General features: G+C 53.5%; 14 protein-coding genes and 2 tRNA genes. 10 read left to right on the top strand and 6 right to left on the bottom strand.

All coding sequences use genetic code 11. From position 1 onward, the window contains the following. Positions 1-242: 242 nt before the first annotated feature. From U9O48_RS12655 to narI, 5 genes are all read left to right on the top strand, one after another. The gene (locus U9O48_RS12655; protein WP_285146331.1) at positions 243-1,640 is read left to right on the top strand and encodes a NarK family nitrate/nitrite MFS transporter; all 1,398 of its coding nucleotides are present in this window, start codon (positions 243-245) and stop codon (positions 1,638-1,640) included. 382 nt (positions 1,641-2,022) lie between these two features. Continuing rightward, positions 2,023-5,766, top strand: coding sequence for a nitrate reductase subunit alpha (locus U9O48_RS12650; protein ID WP_324722595.1), 3,744 nt, complete (start codon positions 2,023-2,025; stop codon positions 5,764-5,766). Further along, complete coding sequence (gene narH, locus U9O48_RS12645; RefSeq protein WP_285146333.1) at positions 5,763-7,298, top strand: nitrate reductase subunit beta; 1,536 nt, start codon at positions 5,763-5,765, stop codon at positions 7,296-7,298. The genes U9O48_RS12650 and narH overlap by 4 nt, the downstream gene beginning before the upstream one ends. Next, a complete protein-coding gene (gene narJ, locus U9O48_RS12640) occupies positions 7,295-8,005 on the top strand; it encodes a nitrate reductase molybdenum cofactor assembly chaperone (RefSeq protein ID WP_324722594.1) in 711 nt (236 codons plus the stop codon). The genes narH and narJ overlap by 4 nt, the downstream gene beginning before the upstream one ends. Then, a complete protein-coding gene (gene narI / locus U9O48_RS12635; RefSeq protein WP_282494508.1) occupies positions 8,005-8,682 on the top strand; it encodes a respiratory nitrate reductase subunit gamma in 678 nt (225 codons plus the stop codon). The genes narJ and narI overlap by 1 nt, the downstream gene beginning before the upstream one ends. Before the next feature lie 316 nt (positions 8,683-8,998). Here narI and U9O48_RS12630 read toward each other — a convergent pair. The 4 genes from U9O48_RS12630 to U9O48_RS12615 all read right to left on the bottom strand — a co-directional run bounded on the left by U9O48_RS12630 (position 8,999) and on the right by U9O48_RS12615 (position 10,700). Then, positions 8,999-9,083: transfer RNA gene (locus U9O48_RS12630), tRNA-Tyr, on the bottom strand. 27 nt (positions 9,084-9,110) lie between these two features. Next, a tRNA-Tyr gene (locus U9O48_RS12625) sits at positions 9,111-9,195 on the bottom strand. 156 nt (positions 9,196-9,351) lie between these two features. Then, the gene (gene purU, locus U9O48_RS12620) at positions 9,352-10,194 is read right to left on the bottom strand and encodes a formyltetrahydrofolate deformylase (protein ID WP_282495368.1); all 843 of its coding nucleotides are present in this window, start codon (positions 10,192-10,194) and stop codon (positions 9,352-9,354) included. 47 nt (positions 10,195-10,241) lie between these two features. After that, positions 10,242-10,700, bottom strand: a complete 459-nt coding sequence (locus U9O48_RS12615; RefSeq protein ID WP_324724399.1) for a YchJ family protein — start codon at positions 10,698-10,700, stop codon at positions 10,242-10,244. A 114-nt stretch (positions 10,701-10,814) separates the two neighbouring features. Here U9O48_RS12615 and rssA point away from each other — a divergent pair, with 114 nt between their 5' ends. From rssA to galU, 3 genes are all read left to right on the top strand, one after another. After that, entirely contained in the window at positions 10,815-11,717 is a 903-nt protein-coding gene (rssA, locus tag U9O48_RS12610) for a patatin-like phospholipase RssA (RefSeq protein WP_282495367.1), read from the top strand. A gap of 90 nt (positions 11,718-11,807) precedes the next feature. Beyond that, a complete protein-coding gene (rssB, locus tag U9O48_RS12605; RefSeq protein ID WP_282495366.1) occupies positions 11,808-12,821 on the top strand; it encodes a two-component system response regulator RssB in 1,014 nt (337 codons plus the stop codon). Between the two features lie 198 nt (positions 12,822-13,019). Next, positions 13,020-13,928 carry a UTP--glucose-1-phosphate uridylyltransferase GalU gene (gene galU / locus U9O48_RS12600; RefSeq protein WP_285146336.1) on the top strand — a complete coding sequence of 303 codons (909 nt, stop codon included), beginning with the start codon at positions 13,020-13,022 and terminating at the stop codon, positions 13,926-13,928. 199 nt (positions 13,929-14,127) lie between these two features. Here galU and hns read toward each other — a convergent pair whose 3' ends face one another. Continuing rightward, entirely contained in the window at positions 14,128-14,541 is a 414-nt protein-coding gene (hns, locus tag U9O48_RS12595) for a histone-like nucleoid-structuring protein H-NS (RefSeq protein ID WP_008502781.1), read from the bottom strand. 550 nt (positions 14,542-15,091) lie between these two features. Between hns and tdk the strand changes: the two genes are divergently transcribed. Further along, positions 15,092-15,706, top strand: coding sequence for a thymidine kinase (tdk, locus tag U9O48_RS12590; RefSeq protein WP_282495364.1), 615 nt, complete (start codon positions 15,092-15,094; stop codon positions 15,704-15,706). Between the two features lie 65 nt (positions 15,707-15,771). Here the strand turns inward: tdk and adhE are convergent, their stop codons facing one another. Then, on the bottom strand, positions 15,772-18,450 hold the full coding sequence (adhE, locus tag U9O48_RS12585) for a bifunctional acetaldehyde-CoA/alcohol dehydrogenase (protein ID WP_324722593.1): 2,679 nt from the start codon (positions 18,448-18,450) through the stop codon (positions 15,772-15,774). A 486-nt stretch (positions 18,451-18,936) separates the two neighbouring features. Between adhE and U9O48_RS12580 the strand changes: the two genes are divergently transcribed. Further along, positions 18,937-19,584, top strand: coding sequence for a YchE family NAAT transporter (locus U9O48_RS12580; protein WP_282495362.1), 648 nt, complete (start codon positions 18,937-18,939; stop codon positions 19,582-19,584). The last annotated feature ends 118 nt before the right edge of the window (positions 19,585-19,702 follow it).

Raw genomic sequence — 19,702 nt, 5'->3', positions numbered from 1 at the left:
CAAAGGATTACTCCTAAATTGCCACGGGAGTAATGGGCAGGGGGAGGCGAGAAGTGCAAAACATCAGCCCCGTTAAAAAACCACACCTTTTTTGCCGAATTTTACCTAAAGCATCTACTCACTTAGGGTCATGGCGTTTTTTTGAGCGTCAAACCGTCAACTTTTCCTTTGATTTATATCAACTTACCGCTCGCTTAAAACCCTAATGTTTGCAGCATCAATATTGATAATCAGAGGTGTCTATGAGTCACTCATCCGCCCCGGAAAGGGCAACCGGTGCTGTTATAACAGAATGGCATCCGGAAGATCCTGAGTTCTGGAAACAGCGTGGCCAGCGTGTTGCAAGTCGTAATCTGTGGATTTCTGTTCCGTGTTTGTTGTTAGCATTCTGCGTGTGGATGCTGTTTAGTGCTGTGGCGGTAAACCTGCCGAAAGTCGGCTTTACCTTTACTACCGATCAGCTGTTTATGCTGACTGCGCTTCCGGCACTTTCCGGCGCGCTGCTGCGTGTTCCTTACGCCTTCATGGTTCCGCTGTTTGGCGGTCGTCGCTGGACGGCATTCAGCACCGGCATCATGATCATCCCATGCGTGTGGCTGGGCTTTGCGGTGCAGGACACCTCAACGCCGTTCAGCGTGTTCGTGATTATCGCGCTGCTTTGCGGCTTTGCCGGGGCTAACTTTGCTTCCAGCATGGCGAACATCAGCTTCTTCTTCCCGAAAGCCAAACAGGGCGGCGCGCTGGGTATCAACGGCGGCCTGGGCAATATGGGCGTGAGCGTGATGCAGTTGATCGCGCCGCTGGCGATCTCCATGTCTATCTTCGCCGTCTTCGGCGGAACGGGCGTGGAACAGGCGGACGGTTCTAAACTGTTCCTCGAAAACGCCTCCTGGATCTGGGTACCGTTCCTGGTGGTATTCACCCTGGCAGCCTGGTTCTTCATGAACGATCTGTCGGCGTCTAAAGCCTCCCTGAGCGAGCAGCTGCCGGTTCTGAAACGCGCGCACCTGTGGATCATGGCCCTGCTGTATCTGGCAACTTTCGGCTCGTTTATCGGCTTCTCCGCCGGTTTCGCGATGCTGTCGAAAACCCAGTTCCCGGACGTGCAGATCCTGCATTTTGCCTTCTTCGGTCCATTTATCGGCGCCCTGGCACGCTCTACCGGCGGGATGATTTCCGACCGTCTGGGCGGAACCCGCGTGACGCTGGTGAACTTTGTGCTGATGGCGTTCTTCTGCGCGCTGCTGTTCCTGACCCTGCCGACCAACGGTGTGGGCGGTAACTTCACCGCGTTCTTCGCCGTGTTCATGGGCCTGTTCCTGACGGCCGGTCTGGGTAGTGCCTCTACCTTCCAGATGATCTCGGTGATCTTCCGTAAGCTGACCACCGATCGTGTGAAAGCGCAGGGCGGCAGCGAAGAGCAGGCGATGCGTGAAGCGGCGACAGATACCGCGGCAGCGCTGGGCTTCATCTCTGCCATCGGTGCTATCGGCGGCTTCTTTATTCCAAAATCTTTTGGTATCTCCCTCGAGCTGACCGGCTCCCCGGCGGGTGCCATGAAAGTATTCCTCGTCTTCTATATCGCCTGCGTGTTTATCACCTGGCTGGTATACGGCCGTAATACTAAGAAAAACAAGTAAGTTTGATTATCCGTTCGCGCGGCCTCTGTGCCGCGCATTTTTTTATCTGGCAATTAGTTACAACATACTTATTACTGGCTCAGGATGAGCCCGCGGGTAACGCTGTGATCGCCATCGCTTTGCAGCGGCGTCTACCCCTTAATACCTAAGATGTTAAAAACAGCCGTACCCTATCTGGGATAACTATAAAATACATATAAAAAACAGATAGTTAAAAAATAACTTTTTCTACCGCTTTGGTGGTATTTGCTCTAATACCCCGCGCAACAGAGCCCGCCCGCCTTGATCGTTATCAATTCCGACCATCTTTCATAGCGTTACCTTCGCTGCAAATCAGCAATGTCGATTTAGAGAGCCACAGGCTCCACACAGGAGATACCCGATGAGCAAATTTTTGGACCGGTTTCGCTACTTCAAGCAGAAGGGCGAAACCTTTGCCGATGGGCACGGTCAGGTTCTGGAAACCAACCGGGACTGGGAAGATGGATACCGTCAGCGTTGGCAGCACGATAAAGTCGTTCGTTCTACACACGGTGTAAACTGCACCGGTTCCTGCAGCTGGAAGATCTTCGTCAAGAATGGTCTGGTCACCTGGGAAATGCAGCAGACCGACTATCCGCGTACTCGCCCGGATATGCCGAACCACGAACCGCGCGGCTGTCCGCGTGGCGCGAGCTACTCCTGGTATCTGTACAGCGCTAACCGCCTGAAATACCCGCTGATGCGCAAACGCCTGATGAAAATGTGGCGCGAAGCGAAAGTGCAGCACAGCGATCCGGTTGATGCCTGGGCCTCCATTATTGAAGACGCGGATAAAGCGAAAAGCTTCAAGCAGGCGCGCGGGCGCGGCGGGTTTGTCCGTTCGTCCTGGCAGGAAGTGAATGAGCTGATTGCGGCGTCTAACGTCTACACCGTCAAAACCTACGGCCCGGACCGCGTGGCAGGCTTCTCGCCGATCCCGGCGATGTCGATGGTCTCCTACGCGTCCGGCGCGCGCTACTTGTCCCTCATCGGCGGCACCTGTCTGAGCTTCTACGACTGGTACTGCGACTTACCGCCAGCGTCTCCGCAGACCTGGGGCGAGCAGACCGACGTGCCTGAATCCGCTGACTGGTACAACTCCAGCTATATCATCGCCTGGGGCTCTAACGTACCGCAGACCCGTACCCCGGACGCCCACTTCTTCACCGAAGTGCGTTACAAAGGCACCAAAACCGTTGCTGTGACCCCGGACTACGCCGAAATCGCCAAGCTGTGCGATCTGTGGCTGGCGCCGAAGCAGGGTACCGATGCCGCGATGGCGCTGGCGATGGGCCACGTCATGCTGCGCGAATTCCACCTGGATAAACCAAGCCAGTACTTTACCGACTACGTGCGTCGCTACACCGATATGCCAATGCTGGTGATGCTCGAAGAGCGTGACGGCTACTACGCTGCCGGTCGTATGCTGCGTGCGGCGGATCTGGTGGATGCGCTGGGTCAGGAAAACAACCCGGAATGGAAAACCGTCGCCTGCACCAACGATGGCGATATGGTGGCGCCGAACGGCTCCATCGGTTTCCGCTGGGGCGAAAAAGGTAAGTGGAACCTCGAGCAGCGCGACGGTACCACCGGCGAAGAGGCCGAGCTGCGTCTCAGCATGCTGGGCAGCCAGGATGAGATCGCGGAAGTCGGTTTCCCGTACTTCGGCGGCGAAGGTTCTGAACACTTCAAGAAAGTGGAGCTGGAAAATATCCTGCTGCACAAACTGCCGGTCAAACGTCTGCAACTGGCCGACGGCTCGACCGCACTGGTGACCACCGTTTACGATCTGACGATGGCCAACTACGGTCTGGAACGTGGTCTGAACGACGAAAACTGCGCGACCAGCTATGACGACATCAAAGCGTACACCCCGGCGTGGGCAGAGCAGGTGACCGGCGTGCCACGCGCGCAAATCACCCGTATCGCCCGTGAATTTGCCGAGAACGCCGACAAAACCCACGGTCGTTCGATGATCATCGTCGGCGCGGGTCTGAACCACTGGTATCACCTCGATATGAACTATCGTGGTCTGATCAACATGCTGGTGTTCTGCGGCTGTATCGGCCAGAGCGGCGGCGGTTGGGCGCACTATGTGGGCCAGGAAAAACTGCGTCCGCAGACCGGCTGGCAGCCGCTGGCGTTTGGCCTCGACTGGCAGCGTCCGGCGCGTCACATGAACAGTACCTCCTATTTCTACAACCACTCCAGCCAGTGGCGCTATGAAACCGTCACCGCGCAGGAACTGCTCTCGCCGATGGCGGATAAATCCCGCTACACCGGGCATCTGATCGACTTCAACGTGCGTGCAGAGCGCATGGGCTGGCTGCCGTCCGCGCCACAGCTGGGCACCAACCCGCTGCGCATCGCGGAAGCGGCGAAACAAGCGGGTATGTCACCGGTCGATTACACCGTGAAATCCCTGAAGGATGGCTCGATTCGCTTTGCGGCGGAAAACCCTGAAAACGGCAAAAACCACCCGCGTAACCTGTTCATCTGGCGTTCGAACCTGCTGGGCTCGTCCGGTAAAGGCCACGAATACATGCTCAAGTATCTCCTGGGTACTGACCACGGTATTCAGGGCAAAGACCTGGGCAAACAGGGCGGCGTCAAGCCAGAAGAAGTCGAGTGGAAAGATAACGGTCTCGACGGGAAACTGGATCTGGTCGTCACCCTGGACTTCCGTCTCTCCAGCACCTGTCTGTACTCCGACATCGTGCTGCCGACGGCGACCTGGTACGAAAAAGACGACATGAATACCTCGGATATGCATCCGTTTATTCACCCGCTGTCTGCCGCCGTTGACCCGGCGTGGGATTCCAAAAGCGACTGGGAAATCTACAAAGGCATCGCGAAGAAATTCTCCGAAGTCTGCGTGGGCCATCTCGGCGTAGAAACCGACGTGGTGACCCTGCCAATCCAGCACGACTCCGCCGCCGAACTGGCGCAGCCGCTGGACGTGAAGGACTGGAAAAAAGGCGAGTGTGACCTGATTCCGGGTGTCACCGCGCCACACATCATTCCGGTGGAACGCGATTACCCGGCGACCTACGAGCGCTTTACCTCTATCGGCCCATTGATGGAGAAAATCGGTAACGGCGGGAAAGGTATCGCCTGGAACACCCAGAGCGAAATGGATCTGCTGCGTAAGCTCAATTACACCAAAGCAGACGGCCCAGCTAAAGGCCAGCCGATGCTGAACACGGCGATTGATGCGGCAGAGATGATCCTCACCCTGGCACCGGAAACCAACGGTCAGGTGGCCGTCAAAGCCTGGGCGGCGCTCAGCGAATTCACCGGTCGTGACCACACGCATCTGGCGCTGAACAAAGAAGACGAGAAAATTCGCTTCCGCGATATTCAGGCTCAGCCGCGCAAAATTATCTCCAGCCCGACCTGGTCTGGTCTGGAAGATGAACATGTGTCTTACAACGCGGGTTATACCAACGTTCACGAGCTGATCCCATGGCGCACCCTGACCGGTCGTCAGTCCCTGTATCAGGATCACCAGTGGATGCGTGATTTCGGGGAAAGCCTGCTGGTCTATCGTCCGCCAATCGACACCCGTTCGGTGAAAGAGGTGATGGGCGAGAAGTCTAACGGTAACCCGGAAAAAGCGCTGAACTTCCTGACGCCGCACCAGAAGTGGGGGATTCACTCCACCTACAGCGACAACCTGCTGATGTTGACCTTAGGTCGCGGTGGGCCAATCGTCTGGATGAGCGAAGTGGATGCCAAAGATCTGGGGATCGTGGATAACGACTGGATCGAAGTGTTCAACAGCAACGGTGCCCTGACGGCCCGTGCGGTTGTCAGCCAGCGTGTGCCAGCCGGGATGACCATGATGTACCACGCCCAGGAGCGTATCGTGAACCTGCCAGGTTCCGAAGTCACCCAGCAGCGCGGCGGTATCCATAACTCGGTCACGCGTATCACGCCGAAACCGACTCACATGATCGGCGGCTATGCGCAACTGGCGTACAGCTTTAACTACTACGGTACGGTCGGCTCTAACCGCGATGAGTTCGTGGTGGTGCGTAAGATGAAGAATATTGACTGGTTAGATGGCGAAGGTAATGACCAGGTACAGGAGAGCGTAAAATGAAAATTCGTTCACAAGTCGGCATGGTGCTGAATCTGGATAAATGCATCGGCTGTCATACCTGCTCAGTCACCTGTAAAAATGTCTGGACCAGCCGCGAAGGTACGGAGTACGCGTGGTTCAACAACGTCGAAACCAAACCAGGCACCGGCTTCCCGACCGACTGGGAAAACCAGGAAAAATGGAAGGGTGGTTGGATCCGTAAGATCAACGGCAAACTGGTGCCGCGCATGGGTAACAAAGCGCTGCTGCTGGGGAAAATCTTTGCTAACCCGCATCTGCCGGGCATCGACGATTACTACGAGCCGTTTGATTTTGACTACCAGAACCTGCACAACGCGCCGGAAGGGAAACATCAGCCGATTGCGCGTCCGCGCTCGCTGATCACCGGCCAGCGTATGGACAAAATCAGCAAAGGCCCGAACTGGGAAGACGATCTCGGCGGTGAGTTCGAAAAACTGTCGAAAGATCAGAACTTCGAAAACATGCAGAAGGCGATGTACGGCCAGTTCGAAAACACCTTCATGATGTACCTGCCGCGTCTGTGCGAACACTGCCTGAACCCGGCGTGTGTCGCGACCTGTCCGAGCGGAGCCATCTACAAGCGTGAAGAAGACGGCATCGTGCTGATCGATCAGGACAAGTGCCGCGGCTGGCGTATGTGCATTACCGGCTGCCCGTACAAAAAGATCTACTTCAACTGGAAGAGCGGCAAGTCCGAGAAGTGCATCTTCTGTTATCCGCGTATCGAAGCGGGGATGCCGACCGTCTGTTCCGAAAGCTGCGTAGGCCGTATTCGTTACCTCGGCGTGCTGCTGTATGACGCGGATGCGATTGAAACTGCGGCGAGCACTGAGAACGAGAAAGATCTCTATCAGCGTCAGCTGGACGTGTTCCTCGATCCGAACGATCCGAAAGTGATTGAGCAGGCGCTGAAAGACGGCATTCCGCAGAGCGTAATCGACTCCGCGCAGCAGTCGCCGGTGTACAAAATGGCGATGGACTGGAAGCTGGCTCTGCCGCTGCACCCGGAATATCGCACGCTGCCGATGGTCTGGTATGTGCCACCGCTGTCTCCAATTCAGTCCGCCGCCGATGCGGGTGAACTGGGCAGCAACGGGATCCTGCCGGACGTGGAAAGCCTGCGTATCCCGGTTCAGTACCTGGCAAACCTGCTCACCGCAGGGGATACCCAGCCGGTGCTGCTGGCCCTGAAACGTATGCTGGCAATGCGTCACTTCAAGCGTGCAGAAACCGTTGATGGCGTGATCGACACCAGCGCGCTGGAAGAGGTCGGCCTGAGCGAAGCGCAGGCCCAGGAGATGTACCGTTACCTGGCGATTGCGAACTACGAAGATCGTTTCGTGGTGCCAAGCAGCCACCGCGAACAGGCGCGCGACGCCTTCCCGGAGAAAAGCGGTTGTGGCTTTACCTTCGGCGACGGTTGCCACGGTTCAGACAGCAAATTCAACCTGTTCAACAGCCGTCGCATTGATGCGATGGATGTGACCAGCAAAACGGAGCCGCACCAATGATTGAACTCGTCATTGTTTCGCGTCTGCTCGAGTACCCTGATGCTGCCCTGTGGCAGCATCAGCAGGAGCTCTTTGATGCACTCGCGTCATCGGATAATCTGGATAAAGAAGACGCGCAGGCGTTAGGCGTTTTCCTGCGTGATTTACTCACTCAGGATCAGCTGGATGCGCAGTCTGACTACAGCCAGCTGTTTGACCGCGGCCGTGCCACCTCGCTACTGCTGTTCGAACACGTTCACGGTGAATCCCGCGATCGCGGTCAGGCGATGGTTGACCTGATGGCGCAGTACGAAGCGCACGGCTTGCAGCTCGACAGCCGCGAGCTGCCGGACCATCTGCCGCTGTATCTGGAATATCTGGCGCAGCTGCCGCGTGAAGAGGCGCTGGGCGGTCTGCAGGATATCGCTCCGATTCTGGCGTTGCTGAGTGCGCGTCTGAAACAGCGTGAAAGCCGCTATGCGGTGCTGTTCGAACTGCTGGTGAAACTGGCGAACGCGGCGGTAGATAGCGACAAAGTGGCGGAAAAAATCGCCGACGAAGCGCGCGATGATACCCCGCAGGCGCTGGATGCGGTCTGGGAAGAAGAGCAAGTGAAGTTCTTTGCTGACCAGAATTGCGGCGAGTCGGAAATCTCTGCTCACCAGCGTCGTTTTGCCGGAGCTGTCGCCCCGCAATATTTGAATATCTCTAACGGAGGACAGCAATAATGCACTTCCTGAATATGTTCTTCTTTGATATCTATCCGTACATTGCGGGTACCGTGTTCCTGGTAGGCAGTTGGCTGCGTTATGACTACGGGCAGTACACCTGGCGTGCGGGCTCCAGCCAGATGCTGGATCGCAAAGGGATGAACCTGGCGTCGAACCTGTTCCACATCGGGATTCTGGGTGTGATCGCCGGTCACGCCTTCGGGATGCTGACGCCGCACTGGATGTATGAAGCCTGGCTGCCGCTGGAAGTGAAGCAGAAGATGGCGATGTTTGGCGGCGGTGCCGCGGGCGTGATGTGCCTGGTGGGTGGTTTGCTGCTGCTCAAACGCCGTCTGTTCAGCCCGCGTATTCGTGCGACGACAACGGCGGCGGATATTCTGGTGATGGCGGTGCTGGTTATCCAGTGCGCGCTGGGTCTGGCGACGATTCCTTTCTCTGCCCAACATATGGACGGCAGCGAGATGATGAAACTGGTCGGCTGGGCGCAGTCCGTGGTGACGTTCCACGGCGGGGCGTCTGAGCATCTGGACGGCGTAGCCTTTATCTTCCGAATGCATCTGGTGCTGGGTATGACGCTGTTCGTGCTGTTCCCGTTCTCGCGCCTGGTGCATATCTGGAGCGTGCCGGTTGAGTACCTGACGCGTAAGTACCAGATTGTGCGCGCACGTCGCTGATCGATGGATGTGAATAAACAAGACCCTGCTTCGGCAGGGTTTTTTTCGCCTTTTTGCCGGGTGGCGGCTTCGCCTTACCCGGCCTACGGGTTCGCGGATCGCTATTACACCCCCGGGAGACGGTGCGCCGAAAGGAGATGTATACCTGGATCGAGCGGGCCTTTTGCCGGGTGGCGGCTTCGCCTTACCCGGCCTACGGATTTGCGGATCGGCTTTGTAGCCCCGGTAAGCGCAGCGCCACCGGGGAAAAACAGGTGTGCGAAAGCCGGATAAGAGAATATTAGGTATTTTTTATGGGAAAAGTTACAACAAGAAATGGTGGCGGGGGAAGGATTCGAACCTTCGAAGTCGATGACGGCAGATTTACAGTCTGCTCCCTTTGGCCGCTCGGGAACCCCGCCAGGGGTATGATGCTTTGAGCGTTGAGATGGTGGTGGGGGAAGGATTCGAACCTTCGAAGTCGATGACGGCAGATTTACAGTCTGCTCCCTTTGGCCGCTCGGGAACCCCACCACGGGGTAATGCTTTTACTGGCCTGCTTCCTGCTGGAAGCGGGGCGCATCATATCAAATGACGCGCCCCTGTAAAGCATTCCTTTGAGGAAAACGAATCGTTTGTCTGCTTTTTGCCCGTAAAGGCGCAAAGCTAATCAATTCATTTCACAAAGGATTAAAGAATAATCGTTCTGTTGCCGTAGACAAACACGCGCTGGGCCAGCACCTGATACAGCGCGCGGCTCAGTACGTTCTTCTCCACGTCACGACCGGCACGCATCATATCTTCTGCGGTATAGGTGTGATCGACGTGAATCACGTCCTGCATGATGATCGGACCTTCATCCAGGTTATCGTTCACGTAGTGGGCGGTCGCCCCGACAATCTTCACGCCGCGCTCGTACGCCTGATGGTACGGACGCGCGCCAATGAAGGCAGGCAGGAACGAGTGGTGAATGTTGATGATCTTATTCGGGAAGCGTGAGACAAACGACGGTGTCAGTACGCGCATGTATTTCGCCAGCACCACGTAGTCAGGATTGTGTGCTTCAATGGCCTGCGCCATCAGATCGTCGTGCTCTTCGCGGGTATGCCCCTCGTGGCTCACCAGTTCGAACGGAATATCAAAACGCTCGACCAGCGTACGCAGGGTATCGTGGTTGCCGATGACTGCGGCAATTTCAACGTCCAGGCCGCCGTAATTGGCTTTCATCAGCAGATCGCCAAGGCAGTGCGCTTCTTTAGTCACCAGAATCACCACGCGGCGGCGACCGGCAGGAGTCAGCTCGCGAATGGAGTTTTCCGGTAATGCGCCGTCGAGGTCAGCCAGCAGGGTGTTGTCGTTGAATATGCCTTCCAGCTCGGTGCGCATAAAGAAGCGGCCCGTGCGATGATCCACGAACTCGTTGTTCTGCACGATGTTCAGTTCATGCTTGTAGCAAATGTTGGTGATACGGGCGATCAGACCCTTCTGGTCAGGGCAAATGGTACGCAGTATTTTGCGTTGGAGTGATTGCATCGCGAGGAAATCCTGTTGAGTGTTTGCTTGTTATTTGTGGTCAGGCGTTATTGCCCGCAACACTTTTTAAATTTTTTACCTGAACCGCAGGGGCAGGGGTCATTACGACCAAACTGCGGACGAGTACCATCAATATAGTACCACTGTCCGCCCTCCAGTAAGAACCGGGAGCGTTCGATGATGGCACCCGGTTTGTTCTGCTCGGTAAAACGGGCGACAAAACTGACAAAACCTTCATTGGGGGTACTGCCGGGCGCAACCTCGAACTGCGTCAAGCCGAGCCACTGCGTATTGGCAAATCCGGCTTCAATCTCCTGACGAAAGTCAGCGGCATGGCAGGACGGATGCCAGGTTTTAATCAGGTAGTCTGCGTCTTTGATCACAAAAGCAGAATACCGGGATCGCATAAGGTGTGACGGATCTGGTGCAACCTGGTTGCCGGAAAGATATCGCTGGCAACATAGGCTATACTCCAGAGCGCTACCACAGGGACAGAGTTGAGACACCATTCTCTTCCTGAAATAAAAAAGTCATGGCGTATAAACGCCGGGTAGCACTATGTTAACTGAGCGGTAGCGATGACGCTACGTTGGTAATCCAGGGGAAGTTAAACAGGACTAATGAGAAAGGTAAAAATTGGTCTGGCGCTGGGATCAGGTGCAGCCCGGGGCTGGTCGCACATTGGCGTGATTAACGCGTTAAAACGACTGGGTGTCGAAGTTGATCTTGTTGCAGGATGTTCTATTGGTTCGCTGGTAGGGGCCGCCTACGCGTGCGGTAAAATGCCGGAGCTCGAAACCTGGGTACGATCTTTTAGCTACTGGGACGTCCTGCGCCTGATGGATCTCTCCTGGCAACGCGGTGGGCTGCTGCGCGGTGAACGCGTGTTTAATCAGTTCCGCCAAATCATGCCCTCCGATGATTTCAATCTTTGCCAGATGCCGTTCGGCGCCGTGGCAACCAATCTCAGTACCGGCAGGGAAATCTGGTTCACCGAAGGTGATATCCACCTTGCCGTGCGCGCGTCCTGTAGTATGCCGGGTCTGATGGCACCGGTTCCCCACAATGGCTACTGGCTGGTGGATGGCGGCGTGGTCAATCCTGTCCCGATTTCGCTAACCCGCGCGATGGGGGCTGATATCGTGATTGCGGTGGATTTGCAGCATGACGCCCATCTGATGCAACAAGATTTAATGCCGGTGAATCTCCATAACGATGAGCCAGAAAGCGAAAAACTCGCCTGGCATGAACGCCTGCGCGAACGGTTAGGGCGTGCGGCGACGCGACGTTCGGTCACCGCGCCGACGGCGATGGAGATCATGACCACCTCTATTCAGGTGCTGGAGAATCGCCTGAAGCGAAATCGAATGGCGGGCGATCCTCCGGATATTCTTATACAGCCATTCTGTCCGCAAATATCAACGCTCGACTTCCATCGCGCTGAAGCGGCTATTGCCGCCGGCGCACTGGCGGTTGAGAAAAAAATGGACGAACTGTTACCTTTGGTGCGCGCGTCAGTGTGAGCACCCTTTTTGACGACTTCAGCAAAATCTGACAGGCGGTAGGTCCAATAGCATGCCACTATTGATTTATCGTCTGCCAGAGGAGAGACCATGACACAGCCATTGGCCGGAAAACAGATTCTGATAGTTGAAGACGAGCCCGTTTTCCGTTCGCTACTGGATTCGTGGTTAAGTTCGCTGGGAGCAACGACCCTGCTCGCCGTTGACGGTGTAGATGCCCTGGAACAGATGACGGCCATCACACCCGATCTGATGATCTGTGATATCGCAATGCCGCGTATGAACGGCCTAAAACTCATCGAGCATTTGCGTAACGAGGGGGACCAGACGCCGATTCTGGTGATCTCCGCGACGGAGAACATGGCCGATATCGCCAAAGCCCTGCGTCTAGGCGTTCAGGACGTCCTGTTAAAGCCGGTAAAAGATCTTAATCGCCTGCGTGAAACGGTGTTTGCCTGCCTTTACCCGAATATGTTTAATTCCCGCGTCGAGGAAGAGGAGCGCCTTTTCCAGGACTGGGATGCGCTGGTCAGTAATCCACACGCCGCCGCCAAGCTTTTACAGGAGCTTCAGCCGCCGGTTCAGCAAAATATATCCCATTGCAGAATTAACTACCGTCAACTGGTTGCCGCAGACCAGCCCGGCCTGGTGCTCGATATTGCGCCATTATCAGATGTTGATTTAGCGTTTTATTGTCTGGATGTGACGCGAGCAGGTGATAACGGCGTATTAGCAGCATTATTATTGCGGGCATTATTTAACGGTTTGTTACAGGAACAGCTTTCTCATCAGGGGCAGCGGCTTCCTGAATTGGGGGCACTGCTTAAACAAGTTAACCAGCTTTTCCGCCAGGCCAATTTACCGGGACAGTTTCCGCTGTTAGTGGGTTATTACCATAGTGAATTAAAAAACCTCATCCTGGTCTCTGCGGGTCTAAACGCCACGCTGAATACCGGGGAGCATCATATTCAGGTCAGTAACGGCGTTCCACTGGGGACGTTAGGTACGACTTATCTTAACCAAATAAGCCACCGCTGCACGTCATGGCAGTGTCAAATTTGGGGAGCCGGTGGGCGTTTGCGCTTAATGTTGTCCACGGAATAGGCAATTGAGTTTTATTCGTCAGATAGCTTTACCTTCGTTTTACCGGCAGTGCTACTATCACTGCCAGTTTGATACGTATTTATCCTAATTGATCGGTAACGCGCCCTTTTCAGACCCGGTTTGCAGAGTGAGGCTGATATACTCGACGCGTTATTCATTGCAAAAAAGTTCAAAACTTGAACAGTTCAGGAGATTTCAATGGCTGCCCTAAATTCGAAAGTCACAAAGGCCGTTATCCCGGTAGCGGGATTAGGAACCAGGATGCTACCGGCTACAAAGGCAATTCCGAAAGAAATGCTGCCTTTGGTTGATAAGCCATTAATCCAGTATGTCGTCAATGAATGTATTGCCGCGGGCATTACTGAAATTGTGCTGGTGACTCATTCGTCCAAAAACTCGATCGAAAACCATTTCGATACCAGTTTTGAACTTGAAGCCATGCTGGAAAAACGCGTTAAACGCCAGCTGCTGGAAGAGGTTCAGTCTATCTGCCCACCGCATGTCACCATCATGCAGGTGCGTCAGGGGCTGGCTAAGGGCCTCGGACATGCAGTGCTGTGTGCTCACCCGGTTGTGGGCGACGAGCCTGTGGCGGTTATCCTGCCGGACGTGATTCTGGATGAGTTCGAATCAGACCTCTCTCAGGACAACCTCGCTGACATGATTCGTCGCTTCGACGAAACCGGCAGCAGCCAGATCATGGTTGAGCCTGTTGAAGACGTCACCGCGTACGGCGTGGTCGACTGCAAAGGCGTGGAGCTGAAACCAGGCGAAAGCGTGCCGATGGTTGGCGTGGTTGAGAAGCCTAAAGCCGACGTCGCCCCGTCTAACCTCGCGGTAGTGGGTCGTTATGTGCTGAGCGCAGAGATTTGGCCGCTGCTGGCGAAAACCCCTCCAGGCGCGGGTGACGAAATCCAGCTGACCGATGGCATTGATATGCTGATCGAGAAAGAGACCGTTGAAGCCTACCACATGAAAGGCAAGAGCCATGACTGCGGTAATAAGCTCGGTTATATGCAGGCTTTCGTTGAATATGGTATTCGCCATAACTCACTGGGCGAAGAATTTAAAGCCTGGCTGAAAGAGACCATGGGTATTAAAAACTAATCTACCCATTCTGTGCGATGAACCGGTGAGAGTTATGCTCCACCGGTTTTTTTATGCCTGATGAACGGCAAAGTAAGGGATGTAAAGAAGTATACATTCGTGCATGTGGCTATATGACGGGGTGTAAGAAGATGTCTCGGGGCAAATTACAGGTATAAAAAAATCCCGTATAAACGGGATTTTTCTGAAGGCGAGGGGATTAATCCTTGATCAGGAAATCATCCAGCTGTTTGCCTTGCTCGTCCATGGCTTTCTTGATTACCGCTGGGGTGCGGCCCTGGCCAGTCCAGGTTTTAGTTTCGCCGTTCTCGTCTACGTAGCTATATTTAGCCGGGCGAGCAGCGCGTTTTGCTTTAGTACCGGTTTTAGCGGCAGCCATGCTGTTCAGTAATTCGTTTGGATCGATACCATCAGCAATCAGCATTTCACGATATTGCTGCAGTTTACGCGTGCGTTCTTCGATTTCAGCAGCAGCGGCGCTTTCTTCTTCACGACGTTCGTTTACAACAACTTCTAATTTTTCCAGCATTTCTTCCAGAGTTTCGAGGGTGCATTCTCTTGCTTGCGCACGAAGAGTACGGATGTTGTTCAGAATTTTAAGTGCTTCGCTCATTGTAGTAATCTCAAACTTATATTGGGGGTGGTTTGTTGTCCTAATAATAGAGTGATAATTTGAGATGTGCAATAGGTGAGAATGTAAGGAATTCAAAAAATACTTAATATCCAGCGCTATTATTAATGACGCTAACTTAAATTTGATTACCTGTCAGGACGATTTGATATCCTCGCTAATCACATAAACTGAGTGCCCGCGTGTTTACTTTTGTGACAAATCTCTAACCGCTTATAGTTACCTCGGATAAATATCAACCTTTTGTATTACTCGTCGCCATAGGCCAGGGCGCACGGATAGTTAATAAATACTGAATTTTAACGGTATTGATTCCACTATAAAAAATCAGGATTTGCTTAAGCTAAAGTCACCAGGATTTATAGCAGGGTGGTGCGTTTACTCTCTGTTTTAACGCGTTATTTTAGCTTCATGTCTGAAATCTGACTTTACCTCTTGCACCGACTCTGTGCGTGGTGTCGCTGAGTCCGGAGCAAAATATGGTACAATCAATCATCGGGAATATTACACATTGATTAGGGTTTAACGACCAATGGCACAACTTTATTTCTACTATTCCGCAATGAATGCAGGGAAGTCCACCGCGCTACTGCAGTCTGCTTATAATTACCAGGAAAGGGGCATGCGCTCCATGGTCTACACCGCCGAGATCGACGATCGCTTTGGTGCCGGAAAGGTCAGCTCACGTATCGGCCTGTCGTCGCCTGCGACGCTGTTTAATACCCAGACAGACCTGTATGAAGAGATCCGCGCTGAACACGCTCAAAAGCCGGTACACTGCGTTCTGGTGGACGAAAGCCAGTTCCTCACGCGTGAGCAGGTGCATGCGTTGTCAGAAGTGGTCGATCAGCTGGATATTCCCGTGCTGTGCTATGGCCTGCGTACTGATTTCCGCGGCGAGCTGTTTATTGGCAGTCAGTATTTACTGGCATGGTCCGATAAGCTGGTGGAGCTGAAAACCATCTGTTTCTGCGGACGTAAAGCGAGCATGGTGCTGCGTCTTGATCAGGAGGGGAAACCCTACGCTGAGGGCGAGCAGGTGGTGATTGGCGGCAACGAGCGTTATATCTCCGTGTGCCGTAAACATTATAAAGAAGCGCTGGTGGTCGGCTCGTTGACGGCGTTACAGGAACAGTCCCGGCGCTAATTATCCTCAGATCATCAGACATAAAAAAACCCGCTACAAGAGCGGGTTTTTTATTTGGCTAGCAATTAAGCGTTTTTCTTCACTTTCTTGTCAGCTTTAACAACCGGTGCTTCAGCTTTCACTGCAACAGAGTTGTCTTCGTGGAACTCACGGCCGTAGTAAGTATCCAGCAGAATCTGTTTCAGCTCGGAGATCAGTGGGTAGCGCGGGTTCGCACCAGTACACTGGTCATCGAAGGCATCTTCAGACAGCTTGTCAACGTGTGCCAGGAAGTCAGCTTCCTGAACGCCCGCTTCACGGATTGACTTAGGAATGCCCAGTTCAGCTTTGATGCTGTCCAGCCATGCCAGCAGTTTCTCGATCTTCACAGCGGTACGGTCACCGGCAGCGCTCAGACCCAGGTGGTCTGCGATTTCAGCGTAGCGACGACGAGCCATTGGGCGGTCGTACTGGCTGAATGCAGTCTGCTTGGTTGGGTTGTCATTCGCGTTGTAGCGGATAACGTTGGAGATCAGCAGGGCGTTCGCCAGACCGTGAGGAATGTGGAACTGAGAGCCCAACTTGTGCGCCATGGAGTGACACACACCGAGGAAGGCGTTAGCAAACGCGATACCTGCGATGGTGGCAGCATTGTGCACACGCTCACGAGCAACCGGGTTTTTAGAGCCTTCGTTGTAAGACGCTGGCAGGTTTTCTTTCAGCAGTTTCAGAGCCTGCAGAGCCTGACCGTCAGAGAACTCAGAAGCCAGTACGGAAACGTAAGCTTCCAGGGCGTGAGTCACTGCATCCAGACCACCGAACGCACAGAGTGATTTCGGCATATCCATCACCAGGTTGGCATCAACGATAGCCATATCTGGAGTCAGCGCGTAGTCAGCCAGTGGGTATTTCTGGCCAGTCGCGTCGTCGGTCACAACCGCAAACGGAGTCACTTCAGAACCGGTACCGGAAGTGGTGGTGACGGCGATCATTTTCGCTTTCACGCCCATTTTCGGGAACTTGTAGATACGTTTACGGATGTCCATAAAGCGCAGCGCCAGTTCTTCGAAGTGAGTTTCTGGATGTTCGTACATTACCCACATGATTTTCGCGGCATCCATTGGGGAACCGCCGCCCAGCGCGATGATCACGTCTGGTTTGAAGGAGTTCGCCAGCTCAGCACCTTTACGAACAACGCTCAGGGTTGGGTCAGCTTCAACTTCGAAGAACACTTCAGTTTCAACGCCAGCGGCTTTCAGAACAGAGGTGATCTGGTCTGCATAGCCGTTGTTGAACAGGAAACGGTCGGTCACGATGAGCGCACGTTTGTGGCCATCAGTAATCACTTCATCCAGCGCGATTGGCAGAGAGCCACGGCGGAAGTAGATAGATTTCGGAAGTTTATGCCACAACATGTTTTCAGCTCGCTTAGCAACGGTTTTCTTGTTGATCAGGTGCTTAGGACCAACGTTTTCAGAGATGGAGTTACCACCCCATGAACCACAACCCAGAGTCAGGGAAGGCGCGAGTTTGAAGTTGTACAGGTCACCGATACCACCCTGAGAAGCCGGGGTGTTGATCAGAATACGTGCGGTCTTCATTTTGTCGCCGAAGAATTTCACGCGTTCTGGCTGGTTGTCCTGGTCGGTGTACAGGCAAGAGGTATGACCGATACCGCCCATTTCCACCAGTTTTTCTGCTTTGCTGACGGCGTCATCAAAGTCTTTCGCACGGTACATCGCCAGAGTAGGGGACAGTTTTTCGTGTGCGAATGGCTCGCTTTCGTCAACGACTTTCACTTCACCAATCAGGATCTTAGTGGTAGCCGGAACAGTGAAGCCTGCCAGCTCAGCAATTTTGTATGCTGGCTGACCAACGATGGCTGCGTTCAGCGCGCCATTTTTCAGGATGATGTCCTGAACGGCTTTCAGCTCTTTACCCTGCAGCATGTAGCCGCCGTGGCTGGCGAAACGTTCGCGAACCGCGTCATATGCTGAGTCAACCACAACAACAGACTGCTCAGAAGCACAGATTACGCCGTTATCGAAGGTTTTAGACATCAGAACAGAAGCAACAGCACGCTTGATATCCGCGGTTTCGTCGATAACAACAGGAGTGTTACCTGCGCCAACGCCGATTGCTGGTTTACCAGAGCTGTATGCAGCTTTAACCATGCCTGGGCCACCGGTTGCCAGAATCATGTTGATGTCCGGGTGGTGCATCAGTGCGTTAGACAGTTCAACAGACGGTTGGTCAATCCAGCCGATCAGATCTTTAGGTGCACCCGCGGCGATGGCTGCCTGCAGTACGATATCAGCGGCTTTGTTCGTCGCATCTTTAGCGCGTGGGTGTGGGGAGAAGATGATTGCGTTACGGGTCTTCAGGCTAATCAGAGATTTGAAGATAGCGGTTGAAGTTGGGTTCGTGGTTGGAACGATACCGCAAATGATGCCGATAGGTTCTGCGATGGTGATGGTACCGAAGGTGTGGTCTTCGTCCAGCACGCCACAGGTTTTCTCATCTTTATAGGCGTTGTAGATATACTCAGAAGCAAAGTGGTTTTTGATCACTTTATCTTCAACGATACCCATACCGGATTCGGCAACCGCCATTTTAGCGAGAGGGATTCGAGCATCTGCAGCAGCCAGAGCGGCGGCGCGGAAGATTTTATCAACCTGTTCTTGGGTGAAATTGGCATATTCACGCTGGGCTTTTTTCACGCGCTCGACGAGTGCGTTCAGTTCAGCGATATTAGTAACAGCCATAATGCTCTCCTGATAATGTTTAAACTCTTTTAGTAAACCAGCGCTCGATACGACAACATTATAGACGAGGTGCCAGTACTTGCTTAACACACAGTAAAACAAAGGTTTAGTGTTGTTTACTGTTAACGCTTTGCACTAACTTACTAAAAGAGCCTGACTTTAGCATCATCCCTTTTTGATTCTTTCACTCCCTCTTGGTGTCACCAAGATTACTCACTTCTGAGTACGAAAAACATGATCTACATCAATTTACACCGAAGCTGATACCTTTCAGCACGGGTATTTCGCACGTTTATGGCAAGTGTTAAATAATTACAAAAGTAATGGAACCGAAAGTCGCATTGATTATACATATACTTAACACATGAAAATCATAGCGTTTTGGCGCAGATTTCTGGTGAACTATGCTGATAAAAAGCGTATCTTCAGCGCGGTTTTTATCCATTTATTCTGTCGTCTGGGCCATGCTGATTTGCGGAGCTAACTGTGACCCCATTGCTCTTTGATTTTTCTACTTATTTTAAGTTTTTTATCGGTTTGTTCGCGCTGGTTAACCCGGTCGGGATCATTCCGGTCTTCATTAGTATGACCAGTTACCAGACGGCGGTTGCCAGAAACAAGACCAACCTGACGGCAAATATGTCAGTGGCCATCATTCTGCTGACCTCTCTCTTCCTCGGTGATTCGATTCTGCAGATCTTTGGCATCTCCATCGACTCCTTCCGTATTGCGGGCGGTATCCTGGTGGTGACCATTGCCATGTCGATGATCAGCGGAAAACTCGGAGAGGATAAACAGAACAAGCAGGAGAAATCGGAAACCGCGGTGCGTGAGAGCATCGGCGTGGTTCCGCTGGCGTTGCCGTTGATGGCGGGGCCAGGTGCCATCAGTTCGACCATCGTCTGGGGCACACGCTACCACAACTGGGTCCATCTGGTCGGTTTCTCGGTGGCGATCGCGTTGTTTGCCCTCTGCTGTTGGGGCGTGTTCCGCATTGCGCCGTGGCTGGTACGTTTGCTGGGTCAGACCGGGATTAACGTCATCACCCGTATTATGGGTCTGCTGCTGATGGCGCTCGGCATCGAATTTATTGTGACCGGGCTGAAAAGTATTTTCCCAGGGTTACTAAATTAATCATTTCATTTGAAAGAGCGGAGCCAGTGGCTCCGTTTTTTTTGCGTGAATATCAGCAAATCATATAAATAAAGTTGAAAACTTCACAAGACATAATAAATTCTGCTAATAAAACAGT

Origin of the sequence: Lelliottia sp. JS-SCA-14 (assembly GCF_035593345.1) — a bacterium.
Lineage (GTDB): Bacteria > Pseudomonadota > Gammaproteobacteria > Enterobacterales > Enterobacteriaceae > Enterobacter > Enterobacter wanjuensis.
The sequence above is the reverse complement of the archived record's forward strand: the minus strand, read 5'-3'. Positions and strand labels throughout refer to the sequence as shown.